Origin of the sequence: Pseudomonas sp. LAIL14HWK12:I7 (assembly GCF_000483465.1) — a bacterium.
In the GTDB taxonomy this organism is placed as follows: domain Bacteria; phylum Pseudomonadota; class Gammaproteobacteria; order Pseudomonadales; family Pseudomonadaceae; genus Aquipseudomonas; species Aquipseudomonas kermanshahensis.
In genome coordinates this window covers 434,861-447,650 of record NZ_KI519605.1, presented here as the reverse complement: position 1 = coordinate 447,650, position 12,790 = coordinate 434,861, and the positions used below count along the sequence as shown (strand labels likewise).

The following is a 12,790-nucleotide window of genomic DNA, read 5'->3' as shown; positions in this document are numbered from 1 at the left end:
TTTGGCGCAGCGGTGGGGCTCAATTTGCGACATTATTCAGGAAAGAACCGCGTCACCAGCGCCGGCGTCCTGATGTTCGCCGTGTAGGCCGCCAGGTCGAAGGCAAGCCCTGTGCGCAGGTCGTAAACCGGCCCCAGTGCAGGTTTGATGGTCTGCTTCAGGGTGACCTTGATGAAGCGATAGTATTCGCCATAGACCTGCTGCAAGGCATCGATGCGGAAGTAGTTGCCAGGCTGGAACAGCGTTTCGGCCTCTTCGGGGTAAGACGAAAAGGCGCTGATCGGCGTTGCGCTGTGGTAGTCCCCGGCAGGCAGCTCGAACACCACCGAACTGTCATCGAACAAGCCTGGCACGCCGCCCGGCACGTTCGGGTAACGCAAGCAGGCAAACTCTGCGGCCATGTAGGGGTTTTCGGTGAACGAGGTGAAGTCGGTATTGACCAGCACATCGCCAACCCGCAGCTCACCGCTGCGGTAACGCTCACCACCGGTACGCCGCGAGCGATGCCCCCCTCGGTACAACCTCACCTGGTTGTTTTTGGGCAACTGTTCGAGGCTATCGGCAAGGTCGGCAATATAGTCATCCTCATCGCCATACCGGTAGCTTCCCGAACGGAACACATCGTTCACTTTCGACTCATCGCTGGTGTAGTAGTCGACCAGTGCATTGAAGTACTCCGGGCCGTAGTGATACGAGTAGTGCGTGCGGCCCGCGATTTTCACGCAGTCCAGGTTGCGCTCATCGAGGTCGGGGGCGCGCCCGCGGGGCAGTTCGACGACCGGCCAGGACGCCAATAACGCCTTCTGCCGCTCAAGCGCGAATTCACCCAGCTTCTTGCTCTGCGGGCCGTTCGCCAACGTATAGGTATCCCAGAACGGTGAATTTGTGCTCGGCATCCCTTCAACGGCCAAGGGTGTCCCCCCGAGCAATCGGGGCGGCGCCAGCACTTCCCACTCCCCGGCCTGGTTCAGACGCACCGGGTGCAGCGGGCTGAATGCAAACGGGTTATCTGCCGAAACCACCAGCCACACGGCCAGCTCATGGCTGTAACGCACGCGATAGGGCAAACCTTGCACATTGATCCAGCAACTGCCGTCGTCATTGACGTGAATGCCGCGCAAGCGGCCCTCCTCGCCCGGCTCCCCTCTCAGCACGGTATTGGCGCCCTGCAACTCCTCCGGCAAGGCCAAAGCAGTCGTCGGTTGCCAGCGCCCCAATGAAAGGTTCGTTTCATGGGGCGGTGCTTGATACGCCAGCGAGGCGAAGCTCGCCTGGAAGCTGATATCGACCAGGTTCATGCTGGCGAATACGCTTTCGAGCATGGCCGAGCGCAGGGCATCCTTGCGGCTCTGTTCATCACCCGCGTGCAAAGCAGCGTCCACATCCAGCGCCACCTTGCCCACACTGGCCCCCAGCAGCATCAGCGTGACCGGCCAGCCCAACGGCGCAAAACCACCAAACACCCCCAGGAACGCCGCCAGGTAGCCGCTACACATGGCCTTGCGCAGCCCGGCATTGGTTTGCATCAGTTGCGCATTACCCTGCATTTCGAGCCTGGCCTGCTCGGCCAGGTAAGCAAACAGGGTCGTGCCAAGCGGCCGCTTGAACAGCGTCAGAGCGATCAATGCGGCTTCGTTCGAACGGCTGTCGGCAATACCTTGCAGGTGCACCTTGATCAACCGCCTGGCGGTGGTATCACGCGGATTGCTATGAGCACCCGCCACGAAGGCATCGAGGGTGTCCTTCGACTGCAACTGCGTGCGTATCCAACTCACCATCGCGAATTCGGAGTCAAAGCCCTTGAGGCTCCTTTCTGCCCACGGCATATAGGCCATGACGCGCCCATCGGGCGCACTCAGGCTGAACAAACACCAGCGATCCGTTTCACCGAACACATAGCGGTGGACCGTTATCTCGCTGCGCGTGGCGTCCTGTTCGAGAACCTCCAGGGTCGGCAATTCACCATTAGGCAAGGCGTCAGTCACCATCCCCCGCAAGCGCAGCCAATCTGCATGCGAGATTGCGCCATCCGCCAATGCCACTGCACCCTGCCCTAACACATTGGTTTTGGCCAGCACCCGGAAATGATCGCCATAATGGGACCAGAAGCGCTGGACTTGCGCACCATAGGAAACCGCGAAGTCCAGCGCCCACAGGTCTTTTTGCACGTCACTGCCCAGCATCGGCACTTCGTTGCGCTCGTCGTAAAACGGCGCATGGGGCCCCTGCCGGTAAAACCCGCCACGCATGTCGAGCTCGTCACTGGCATCTTGGAAGTACAGGTCGAAGCGGTCGATTACCAGTTCGTGCATCAACATCGACTTCTGCGGCGGATGGCTGTGTTGCCAACCGGTTTTACTGAGGCTGCTGGAGTTCTCGTTATTGAACTGGTGCCACCAGACGAAGCGAGGGTCAATTCGCCTGCCCGTGTGTTTTTGCAGAATGCGCGCAGCCTGCTGGCTCGCCAGCGCGTAAGGGTCGGGGTAATCCCGTACCACGTCATCCACCAGCCGGACCAGCGGCCGCGCAGCATCGAATGCCTCGAGGCTGCGAATCACCCTTGCTTTTATATCCGTCATGGCCCACTCCAGGCACTAGAAATCGGGCGTTCATCCTGGCGGCCTGCATCATTGCCGTGTGGTAGATGTATGCCTCCCGCCGCTGAACCCCGTGCGCACAACCCTGCTCTGAATATTGAGTGTTCCTTTTCGGAGAGCAGCGACCATGAAGCGCATCGGCATTGTCTTACCCTGGGTGTTGGCTGCCGGCCTGGCAGGATGCAGCGACACAGCCCACCTGGACGTGATGGACGGCAGCGGCCCTTCGCCGCAACTGCCCGCGCCCAGCCAGTCGCTGGTCCCCACGGTGAACATCGCGCCGGCCATTGGCTGGCCCCAGGGCGCCAAGCCCCAAGCTGCAGCCGGCACGCAGGTAACGGCCTTCGCCGACAAGCTCGACCACCCGCGCTGGCTCTATGTGTTGCCCAACGGCGATGTGCTGGTGGCCGAAACCAACGCCCCGCCCAAGCCTGAAGATGGCAAAGGCCTGCGTGGCTGGGTGATGGGCAAGGCAATGCAGCGCGCCGGCGCCGGCGTACCCAGCGCCAACCGCATCACTCTGCTGCGCGATGCCGACCACGATGGGGTTGCGGAAGTGCGCACCACCTTCATCGAAGGGCTCAATTCGCCCTTCGGCATGGCGCTGGTGGGCAAGGACTTTTACGTGGCCGACACCGACAAACTGCTGCGCTTTCACTACGAGCCCGGGGCCATGCACATTCGCGGCGAGGGCCAGCAGGTGGTCGAACTGCCTGGCGGGCCGCTTAACCATCATTGGACCAAGAACGTGATCGCCAGCCCTGACGGCAAGAAGCTCTACGTGACGGTGGGCTCCAACAGCAACGTAGGGGAAAACGGCCTGGACAAGGAACAGGGCCGTGCGGCGATCTGGGAAGTGGACCCTGCCAGCGGCCAGCAGCGCGTGTTTGCCAGCGGCCTGCGCAACCCCAACGGCCTGGCCTGGGAGCCCCACAGCGGCGCACTGTGGACGGCGGTCAACGAACGTGACGAGATCGGTAGCGACCTGGTGCCGGACTACATCACGTCAGTCAAGGATGGCGGCTTCTATGGTTGGCCCTACAGCTATTACGGGCAACACGTCGACCAGCGTGTCGAGCCCCAGGCCCCGCAGAAGGTTGCCCAGGCACTGATGCCGGACTACGCGGTGGGCCCGCACACGGCATCGCTGGGGCTGACGTTCGCCGAGCCTGGCGTGTTGCCGCCGCCGTTCGGGCAGGGGGCATTCGTGGGCCAGCACGGCTCGTGGAACCGCAAGCCGCACAGTGGCTACAAGGTGATCTTCGTGCCGTTCGATGCAACAGGCAAACCTGCCGGCAAGCCGGTCGACCTGCTGACGGGGTTTCTGAATGACGAAGGCAAGGCCATGGGGCGACCGGTGGGGGTGATCAATGATAAGCGCGGCGGTGTGCTGGTGGCGGATGACGTGGGGAACGTGATCTGGCGGGTGAGCAAGGCCTTGTAGGAGCAGCCTTGTGCTGCGAAGAGGCCGGTGAAGGCCCCTTACCACTAAGACTTGTGCACCGGCCTCTTCGCAGCGCAAGGCTGCTCCTACACAGTCAGCGATCAACTGCTGACTGCACAGTGCCTCAGGGATTCTGCGCCAGGTGCCCCTGCGGAATCACGCGCTTGGCCTGTAGGTAAGCCTTGGCCCAGTAGCTGTTCGACAGGTAGTCCAGGCGCACCGTACCGCCGGTGGACGGCGCATGCACAAAGCGCCCTTCCCCGACGTAGATACCGGCATGGCTGACTTGCGAGCCACCACTGGTGGCAAAGAACACCAGGTCACCCGACTGCAGTGCCTTGGCATCCACGGTAGGCGCGCGCATGACGATCATCTCCCGCGTCGAACGCGGCAAGCTGATGCCGGCGGCATCGCGGTAGACATACTTGATCAGGCCGCTGCAATCGAAGCCGGAATCGGGCGTATTGCCGCCCCAGCGATAAGGCGTGCCCACCAGCCCGATCGCACGGATCAACACGTCGTCGGCAATCGGCGAACCCTCTGGCTGGCTGTAGGTAACCTGCGGCTGAACCACAGGGGCCGGCGCAGGCGCGCGGCTGGAGCAGGCAGCAAGCAATGCCACCAGGGAAAGGAATGCGAAGCGCGCCATCATTACCATGGCCAGAACATCCTGTCTGAGACCGCTGGACCGCAGCCGAAAAGTGTTGAGAATTTAGATTAGACGCTTTCTGTAAATGCGCACGGCGGCGAGCTTTTTTTCAAAGCATCGCCGCCGTGGCAGGGTAAATCATTTTGCTATCAGTTGCGCGCGATGTTGGTCGGCGCCATCGCCAAGGCACGCTTGGCTTCGATGAAGGTCTTGCTCCAGTAGCGATCACCGAGGCTGTCGATGCGCACACCGCCGCTGCGGCGGCTGCTGGAGTGGATGAACTGGTTGTCACCCAGGTAGATGCCCGCATGGCTCACACGGCCACGACCATTGGTGCTGAAGAACAGCAGATCGCCTGGCTTGAGCTTGTTGCGCGCCACTTTCGGGGCATCGACGTTGATCATTTCACGCGTCGAACGCGGCAAGGTCATGCCGGCTTCTTCGCGGAACAAGTAACCGATGAAGCCGCTGCAGTCGAAGCCGGACTTCTCCGAGGTACCGCCGAAGCGGTAGCGGGTGCCGATCAACGACATGCCGCGCTCGAGAATGCTGTCAGCCAGAACGGGCAGCTGGTAAGGCTTGCTGCTGCTGGAGAAGGCCTCCAGGTCATCTTCAGTGGCCAGCTCTTCCGGTTCGCCGAATACCGACGAAGGCGAGGCTTTGGCCTTGAACGCCGACTGTGCGGCGATCGGGGTGTGATCCTGGGGCTGAGATACCGGGGCTTGTGCCGCGCAGCCAAAAAGCAGGGTCACGAGTGCGAGGGGCACGAGGGGTGCGAAGCGCTTTAGCATGGGCACGACCGTGTCAGTAATCCTTTAGAAGGGGGAAACTATGCCCTCTATCATGGCCATTTGCAAATTTTATCGAAAAAGATGTGACTTTTTCGTTTTTCCGCTCTGGCCCAAGGATTTCAGGGGCTTACCATCCCAGGGTTTCCTTCAGGAAAGGGATGGTCAGCTTGCGTTGCGCTTGCAGCGATGCCTGATCGAGGCGCTCAAGCAGGTCGAACAACGCGCTCATGCTGCGGGTACCGCGGGTGAGGATGAAATGGCCAACCTCATCGGTGAGGTGCAGGCCACGGCGCGACGCGCGCAACTGCAGGGCACGCAGCTTGTCTTCATCAGACATGCCGCGCATCTGGAAGATCAGCGCCAGGGTCAGCCGCGACTTGAGGTCGGCCAGTTTGATGGGCAGTTCACGCGGCGAGCTGGAGGCCGCCAGCAGCAAGCGGCGGCCACTGTCGCGCAGGCGGTTGAAGAGGTGGAACATGGCCTCTTCCCAATCGGCCTTGCCGGCAATTACATGCAGGTCATCGATGCACACCAGCTCGTATTGCTCGAGGTGGTCGAGCAGTTCGACACCGCGCTCGAGCAATTGCGCCAACGGCAGGTAGACGGCGGGCTCGCCCAATTGCTGGAAACGGTGGGTTGCGGCCTGCAACAGGTGAGTGCGGCCGACACCCTGCTTGCCCCACAGGTAGATGAGGCTCTCGGTCCAGCCGGCGTCAGCTTCGCATAGGCGCTCGACGTAGCCCAATGCCGCAGCATTGGCGCCCGGATAGTAGTTGATGAAGGTGGCGTCATCGCGCAGGCGCACACCCAGGGGCAACTGGATCGGTGGTTTCATGCTCGCGGGCGGTCGCTAGGACCACGGGGGGCCTTTGGTGAACAGTGTGCAAAGTCTATACCCGGAGCGCGGGCGGCACAATCAGTGAGCAGAAGAGCGCAAACAAAATCAACAAGTTGCGGCTCTTTATGGGGGCCTTTCGGCCCCACCTCACAATTCTGGATCGACATCTGCGCCATACATGTCCGACTCTTTGTACAAATCGTGCGCATGCCGCAGCAGCACCATGATCACCGCCGCCACCGGCAGCGCCAGCAGCACCCCGGTGAAACCGAACAGCTCGCCACCGGCGAGAATGGCGAAGATCACCGCCACCGGGTGCAGGCCGATGCGGTCACCCACCAGCAAGGGCGTCAGCACCATGCCTTCAAGCGCCTGGCCGACCATGAACACCGCAACGATGCCCAGCATCGGATACAAGTCGCCGCCAAACTGGAACAAGCCGGCCACCAGCGCCGCGCCGATACCAATGATAAAGCCCATGTACGGCACGATCGCTGCCAACCCCGCCAGCATGCCGATCAGCAAGCCGAGCTCGAGCCCCACCAGCATCAGCCCAGCCGAGTAGATGACGCCCAGTGCGAGCATGACCATCAGCTGGCCGCGAACGAACGCGCCCAGTACCTCATGGCACTCCCCCGCCAATTCCACGATTTGCGGTTCGCGGTGGCGCGGCAGCAGGCTGCGCAGCTTGGCCATCATCAGGTCCCAGTCACGCAGCAGGTAGAAGCCCACCACCGGGATCAACACCAGGTTGGCCAGCCAGGCGATCAAGGCCAGGCTTGATGCCGTGGCCTGCGACAGCACAATACCGACGATGTCGGTGGTCTGGCCCATGTGCTCGCCAATGGCAGCCTTGATCTTGTCGAACTTCCAGAAGCCGTCGGCCAGGCCAAGGCGGTGTTGCACCCAGGGCAGCGCCACGTGCTGCAGCCAGTCGAGCATCTGTGGCGCCAGTTCGTACAAACGCACCAGCTGTTTGGCCAACATTGGCACCAGCACCAGCAGCAAGGCCATGAGTATCAGGGTGAAGAGGCCGAACACCACCACCACGCCCCACGTGCGGGACAGCCCCAGGCGCTCCAGGCGGTCTACCAGCGGGTCTGCCAGGTACGCCAGCAGGATGCCGATCAGAAAGGGAGTAAGGATGTTGTGCAGGCTATATAACAGCACGGCGATCAGCAGTGCTGCGCCCAGCCAGATCCAGCGGCGCATATCGGTCACTATGGGTACTCCTTACCAGCGAAAACGCAGGCCGTCGAACGGCTTGGGTACATCAGGTTGCTCGGGGCTCACGCCCGTTGAAGGGGCAGGCACGGCGGGGGCAACGGGCGCCTGTTCAGCTGGTACCTCCTGCAACTTGGCCAGGCCGAGTTGGGCACGTAATTGGTCGCGGTTGGCCGTGACACCGTAAGTCAGCGTGCTGCCTTCGACCATTTTAAGCCGCGGGCCATAGGGTTCGAGCACGCGGCTCAGTTCGGCGTAGCGCTGCAGGTTCATCCCCTGCACCTGAACCTGCTGCTGGCTGCTGGCGCCTGGGCGGGTCACATAGCGCGGCGCCAGGCGGCTGCTAACCGCCAGCATCACCGCGTCGGCCAACGCCGCCTGGTCGGCGCCCTCGGCACTGCCCTGCTCGTGCTGGTCGCCTACCCACAGCTGCCATTTGCCTTGCCATTTGCCATCCGCCTCTTGGGCGTGTACCGCCAGCAGGGCATCGGCCGCGTAACGCTCGGAAGCTTCGCGCAGCGGTTTTGGGTCATTGCCTTCGACCTGCTTGGCATTGGCCACCAACTGCTCTTGCAGGTCAGCCAGCGGCAGCCGCAATGGCAGGCCCCGGTGCTGGGCTGCACGGCGCAAGGGCTGGGCGGCGGATTGGCCGTCACCCACCAGGTTGCTGCCCTCGGCGTTTTCGTTGAGCCACCAGCCGAGGATCGATGGCCGGTTGCTGCCCCACAGGGCCAGGCCGGCCTTGCGCAAGGCTCGTTCGGTGCTGCCTGGGTCGAACTCGACCAGCACGGACTCGGGCGGGCCGGCTTCGGTACCGACCTGGTTGATGATTTGCTGCGGGTCTTTGCGCAGCTCGGCCAATGCCGGGCTTTGCGCCGCCTTCGGGTCACCGGTCAGGCGCAGGACCAAGGTCTCGAGGGCCTTGCCGGTGGCCTGGGTACGGGCTTCAGCGCCCTGCCCCTGAAGCGGCTCGCGCACCTGATAAAGCCCGGAGACGGTCTCGGCTTGCGCGGCTAGCGAGATCAGGGCAAGACAACCTGCTGCCAGAGTGTTGAAAAGACGCATGGAGGATTCCTGTCCAGAAACAAGGTGGAACGGCCGTTGTCATGCAGGCTGTGACCGCGGTGGAACGAAAAATGCTCCTATATGGCTTACACCTTATACAGGGGCGCGCATGACTGCCAGGCGCAGGCCTCGGGATTTAGGGTGTTTTCACGATCGAGCGCCGCCCGCGCGGCGCTTCGCAGCACAAGGCTGCTCCTACAATTTGCTTCGGGCCAGTGACGTTTGCAGGAGTAATTGGCCCTAATAACTGTAGGAGCAGCCTTGTGCTGCGAAGCGCCGCACGGGCGGCGCTCGATCTCCCAGGCGACACAACCCTCACCCCACACCCTCCCCACTCACCTTTTTAACGCTTTCAAGCCCTGCCCGTCGGCCTGAGGATGGCCGCTGCACGGCAACCCTGATAAAATCGCGCGCCTTCACAGACCTCTGACGTTTCAGGCAGCCGCCGCAGTAAAGCCGGCCTTGGCCGTCACGGTCGTTTTTTTAGAATCCCTCCCTCCTAAAGGCCTGGATCAATGAGCAAGCAACCCTCCCTGAGCTACAAGGACGCCGGTGTAGACATCGACGCCGGCGAAGCACTGGTCGAACGCATCAAGGGCGTGGCAAAACGCACCGCACGCCCTGAAGTCATGGGTGGCCTGGGTGGCTTCGGCGCCCTCTGCGAGATCCCGGCCGGCTACAAGCAGCCGGTTCTGGTCTCCGGCACCGATGGCGTCGGCACCAAGCTGCGCCTGGCCCTGAACCTGAACAAGCACGACAGCATCGGCCAGGACCTGGTCGCCATGTGCGTCAACGACCTGGTGGTGTGCGGCGCCGAGCCGCTGTTCTTCCTCGACTACTACGCCACCGGCAAACTGAACGTCGACGTCGCCGCCACCGTGGTCACCGGTATCGGTGCAGGCTGCGAACTGGCGGGCTGCTCGCTGGTCGGTGGTGAAACCGCCGAAATGCCTGGCATGTACGAAGGCGAAGACTACGACCTGGCCGGCTTCTGCGTCGGCGTGGTAGAAAAAGCCGAGATCATCGACGGCTCCAAGGTTGCCACCGGCGACGCGCTGATCGCCCTGCCGTCTTCCGGCCCGCACTCCAACGGCTACTCGCTGATCCGCAAGATCCTCGAAGTGTCCGGCACCGACATCGAGAACACCCAGCTCGACGGCAAGCCACTGACCGACCTGCTGATGGCGCCGACCCGCATCTACGTCAAGCCGCTGCTGCAACTGATCAAGCAGACGGGCGCAGTCAAGGCCATGGCCCACATCACCGGTGGCGGCCTGCTGGACAACATCCCGCGCGTACTGCCGAAAAACGCCCAGGCCGTGGTCGACGTGGCCAGCTGGCAGCGTCCAGCGGTATTCGACTTCCTGCAGGCGCAAGGCAACGTTGACGAGCATGAAATGCACCGCGTGCTGAACTGCGGCGTCGGCATGGTCATCTGCGTAGCTCAGGACCAGGTCGAAAACGCCCTGAACGTTCTGCGCGCTGAAGGCGAGCAGCCTTGGGTCATCGGCCGCATCGAAGAGGCCGCCGAAGGCGCCGCCCAGGTCGAGCTGCAGAACCTCAAGGCACACTGATGCCGAGCAAGACCTGCAATGTAGTGGTATTGCTGTCGGGTTCCGGCAGCAACCTGCAAGCCCTGATCGACAGCTGCCGCGGTGAAGACAGCCCGGTGCGCATCCGTGCGGTGGTGTCCAACCGCGCCGATGCCTACGGCCTGCAACGCGCCGCAGCCGCTGGCATCGACACCGCCGTACTGGACCACACCGCCTTTGACGGTCGTGAAGCTTTCGATGCCGCGCTGATGGCGCGCATCGACGGCTTTGCGCCAGACCTGGTGGTGCTGGCCGGCTTCATGCGTATCCTCAGTGGCGGCTTCGTCCGCCACTATCAGGGCCGCCTGCTCAATATCCACCCGTCGCTGCTGCCCAAGTACAAGGGCCTGCACACCCACCGACGGGCCCTGGAGGCAGGCGACGCCGAGCATGGCTGCAGCGTACACTTCGTCACCGAGGAACTCGATGGCGGCCCACTGGTCGTACAGGCTGTGGTACCGGTGACGTCGGACGACACCGCTGAAAGCCTGGCCCAGCGGGTTCACCACCAGGAACACCTGATCTACCCGTTGGCCGTGCACTGGTTCGCCGAGGGGCGCTTGCGTCTGGACGAGCACGGTGCCTTACTGGATGGCCAGCCCCTGGCGGCCAGCGGTCATTTGATTCGATCCTAGGAGACTTTATGCGTCGTGCCCTGCTCTTGGCTCTCGCCGTGCTCGCCCTGCCCCTCCAGGCAGCTGATCTGAAGCCTTTTTCGGCCAGCTACACCGCCGACTGGAAGCAGCTGCCCATGAGCGGCACCGCCGAGCGCAGCCTGGTGAAGAATGCCAACGGTACCTGGGACCTTAATTTCAAGGCTTCCATGATGATCGCCAGCCTGACCGAGCAAAGCACCCTGCGCTTGGAAAACGACACCCTGCTGCCGCAGAAGTACCACTTCGAGCGTGGCGGCCTGGGCAAGGCGAAGAAGGTCGACCTGAACTTCGACTGGACCAGCAAGAAAGTCACCGGCAGCGACCGTGGCGATGCGATCAACCTGCCGCTCAACCGCGGCGTGCTGGACAAGTCGTCCTACCAACTGGCGCTGCAGCATGATGTGGCGGCCGGCAAGAAGAGCATGACCTACCAGGTGGTCGACGGTGACGAGATCGACACCTACGACTTCCGCGTCCTGGGCACCGAGAAGGTGACCACCAAGACCGGCCAGGTCGATGCGGTCAAGGTCGAGCGCGTGCGCGACCCTAGCCAGAGCAAGCGCATCACCGAGCTGTGGTTCGCCAAGAGCTGGGACTACCTGCTGGTACAACTGCGCCAGGTCGAAACCGATGGCAAGGAGTACGTGATCGTGCTGCAGGATGGCACGGTCGATGGCAAGCCGGTGAAGGGTAACTGATCCGCAGCCTGAAGCACCCGGAGCCCCGCCTTGTGCGGGGCTTCGTTTTTTGAGGTGCTCGCCACAGCATCTTCAGCGCCTATGAGATCGAGCGCCGCCCGCGCGGCGCTTCGCAGCACAAGGCTGCTCCTACATCTGTTTCGGGCCAGTCACGCCTATACCAACGCGCGCGACCGCCTTGTTTGTTCTGCATGAGGGGCGCGCGCCTGTGTCTCAGGATTCATTGGCCCGAAACAAATGTAGGAGCAGCCTTGTGCTGCGAAGCGCCGCGCGGCGGCGCTCGATTTGCGCTCCCACTCAAACCCCAAGCCAAGCAAATCGCAGCCCCTGAGCTTCATGAAACTTGTTTCATCCCTGTTTTATTTACTTAGCCTGCTAACAAACCCTATAAAGGAGGTGTGCGACACAGTGTCGCAACCAACCTAGCAGTGGAGTTTACCGATGACAGTCCAAGTAACCGAACGCGACGAATCGAAAATGTCCCACGAAGGCCTGGCCGCTGGCGTGCGGATCTGGGATGTGCACCAGCAAGGCCAATTGGTCGGGATGTTCCACAATGAGCATGAAGCCCATCAGTACCGTGTAGAGCTTGAGGACCTGGAAAGTCAGCGCACTACACAATGACCCTGCAATGCCACAGTCTTTGAACAAAAAACCCCGCCTAGGCGGGGTTTTTCATGCTTACCACATCAAATCGTCAGGGATCTTGTAAGCCGCGTACGGGTCATCGTCGTCGGCTTCCTCGACATGGGTGTTGAGCAGCAGTACGCGATGCGGGTCGCGCTCCTGAATCTTCACCGCCGCCTCACGCGGAATCACTTCGTAGCCGCCGGCAAACGACACGACCGCCAGCGAGCCATTGCTCAGCTTGCTGCGCATCAGGGCATTGACGGCAATGCGCTTGACCTTCTTGTCGTCGACGAAGTTGTAGTAGTCCTCACTGTTGAGCTTGGGCAGGCGGGTCGCTTCGATCAATTGCTTGATCTGCGCGGCGCGGGCCTTTTGCTCGGCCTTTTCCTGCTGCTGGCGGTTCAACTCCTGGTCACGCTTGGCCTTTTCGGCCATGGCTTCCTTGGCCAAGCGCTGCTGGGTGTCGTCCACCTCGACCTGGCCCTTGTGCTCCAGGCGCTTTTGTTTCTTCTGGGCTTTGTTGGTCTGCGAGACCTGTTTCTGGTTGACCAGACCGGCTTTGAGCAATTGGTCGCGAAGGGAAAGGCTCATGAATGTTCACTCACT

12 protein-coding genes are annotated in these 12,790 nt (G+C 62.1%); 5 read left to right on the top strand and 7 right to left on the bottom strand.

Annotated features, from left to right (window positions below; genetic code table 11):
* Positions 1–32: 32 nt before the first annotated feature.
* On the bottom strand, positions 33–2,579 hold the full coding sequence (locus D886_RS0121455) for a dermonecrotic toxin domain-containing protein (protein ID WP_027595863.1): 2,547 nt from the start codon (positions 2,577–2,579) through the stop codon (positions 33–35).
* A gap of 145 nt (positions 2,580–2,724) precedes the next feature.
* Between D886_RS0121455 and D886_RS0121450 the strand changes: the two genes are divergently transcribed.
* Positions 2,725–4,041 carry a sorbosone dehydrogenase family protein gene (locus D886_RS0121450; RefSeq protein ID WP_027595862.1) on the top strand — a complete coding sequence of 439 codons (1,317 nt, stop codon included), beginning with the start codon at positions 2,725–2,727 and terminating at the stop codon, positions 4,039–4,041.
* Between the two features lie 124 nt (positions 4,042–4,165).
* Here the strand turns inward: D886_RS0121450 and D886_RS0121445 are convergent, their stop codons facing one another.
* From D886_RS0121445 to D886_RS0121425, 5 genes are all read right to left on the bottom strand, one after another.
* Positions 4,166–4,699, bottom strand: a complete 534-nt coding sequence (locus D886_RS0121445; RefSeq protein WP_027595861.1) for a C40 family peptidase — start codon at positions 4,697–4,699, stop codon at positions 4,166–4,168.
* A 140-nt stretch (positions 4,700–4,839) separates the two neighbouring features.
* Positions 4,840–5,481 carry a C40 family peptidase gene (locus tag D886_RS0121440; protein ID WP_027595860.1) on the bottom strand — a complete coding sequence of 214 codons (642 nt, stop codon included), beginning with the start codon at positions 5,479–5,481 and terminating at the stop codon, positions 4,840–4,842.
* 127 nt (positions 5,482–5,608) lie between these two features.
* Positions 5,609–6,316 (bottom strand): DnaA regulatory inactivator Hda, encoded by a 708-nt coding sequence (gene hda / locus D886_RS0121435; RefSeq protein ID WP_027595859.1) that lies wholly within the window; start codon positions 6,314–6,316, stop codon positions 5,609–5,611.
* Between the two features lie 150 nt (positions 6,317–6,466).
* Entirely contained in the window at positions 6,467–7,540 is a 1,074-nt protein-coding gene (locus D886_RS0121430; RefSeq protein WP_027595858.1) for an AI-2E family transporter, read from the bottom strand.
* A gap of 12 nt (positions 7,541–7,552) precedes the next feature.
* On the bottom strand, positions 7,553–8,608 hold the full coding sequence (locus D886_RS0121425; protein WP_027595857.1) for a DUF2066 domain-containing protein: 1,056 nt from the start codon (positions 8,606–8,608) through the stop codon (positions 7,553–7,555).
* A gap of 515 nt (positions 8,609–9,123) precedes the next feature.
* On the opposite strand from D886_RS0121425, the gene purM reads away from it, so the two are divergent.
* From purM to D886_RS0121405, 4 genes are all read left to right on the top strand, one after another.
* Positions 9,124–10,182: a phosphoribosylformylglycinamidine cyclo-ligase gene (gene purM / locus D886_RS0121420; protein ID WP_027595856.1), complete on the top strand. Its 1,059-nt coding sequence runs from the start codon at positions 9,124–9,126 to the stop codon at positions 10,180–10,182.
* Entirely contained in the window at positions 10,182–10,835 is a 654-nt protein-coding gene (gene purN / locus D886_RS0121415) for a phosphoribosylglycinamide formyltransferase (RefSeq protein WP_027595855.1), read from the top strand. The genes purM and purN overlap by 1 nt, the downstream gene beginning before the upstream one ends.
* A gap of 8 nt (positions 10,836–10,843) precedes the next feature.
* Positions 10,844–11,554: a DUF3108 domain-containing protein gene (locus tag D886_RS0121410; protein ID WP_027595854.1), complete on the top strand. Its 711-nt coding sequence runs from the start codon at positions 10,844–10,846 to the stop codon at positions 11,552–11,554.
* 441 nt (positions 11,555–11,995) lie between these two features.
* On the top strand, positions 11,996–12,178 hold the full coding sequence (locus D886_RS0121405) for a hypothetical protein (RefSeq protein ID WP_027595853.1): 183 nt from the start codon (positions 11,996–11,998) through the stop codon (positions 12,176–12,178).
* Positions 12,179–12,235: 57 nt separating this feature from the next.
* Here D886_RS0121405 and D886_RS0121400 read toward each other — a convergent pair whose 3' ends face one another.
* Positions 12,236–12,775 (bottom strand): DUF2058 domain-containing protein, encoded by a 540-nt coding sequence (locus D886_RS0121400; protein ID WP_027595852.1) that lies wholly within the window; start codon positions 12,773–12,775, stop codon positions 12,236–12,238.
* Positions 12,776–12,790 lie beyond the last annotated feature (15 nt).

Coding starts and splice junctions, on each gene's coding strand:
- purN (WP_027595855.1), top strand. CDS start 10,182: ATGCCGAGCAAGACCTGCAATGTAGTGGTATTGCTGTCGGGTTCCGGC.
- D886_RS0121400 (WP_027595852.1), bottom strand. CDS start 12,775: ATGAGCCTTTCCCTTCGCGACCAATTGCTCAAAGCCGGTCTGGTCAAC.
- D886_RS0121440 (WP_027595860.1), bottom strand. CDS start 5,481: ATGCTAAAGCGCTTCGCACCCCTCGTGCCCCTCGCACTCGTGACCCTG.
- D886_RS0121410 (WP_027595854.1), top strand. CDS start 10,844: ATGCGTCGTGCCCTGCTCTTGGCTCTCGCCGTGCTCGCCCTGCCCCTC.
- purM (WP_027595856.1), top strand. CDS start 9,124: ATGAGCAAGCAACCCTCCCTGAGCTACAAGGACGCCGGTGTAGACATC.
- D886_RS0121425 (WP_027595857.1), bottom strand. CDS start 8,608: ATGCGTCTTTTCAACACTCTGGCAGCAGGTTGTCTTGCCCTGATCTCG.
- D886_RS0121455 (WP_027595863.1), bottom strand. CDS start 2,579: ATGACGGATATAAAAGCAAGGGTGATTCGCAGCCTCGAGGCATTCGAT.
- hda (WP_027595859.1), bottom strand. CDS start 6,316: ATGAAACCACCGATCCAGTTGCCCCTGGGTGTGCGCCTGCGCGATGAC.
- D886_RS0121450 (WP_027595862.1), top strand. CDS start 2,725: ATGAAGCGCATCGGCATTGTCTTACCCTGGGTGTTGGCTGCCGGCCTG.
- D886_RS0121405 (WP_027595853.1), top strand. CDS start 11,996: ATGACAGTCCAAGTAACCGAACGCGACGAATCGAAAATGTCCCACGAA.
- D886_RS0121445 (WP_027595861.1), bottom strand. CDS start 4,699: ATGGTAATGATGGCGCGCTTCGCATTCCTTTCCCTGGTGGCATTGCTT.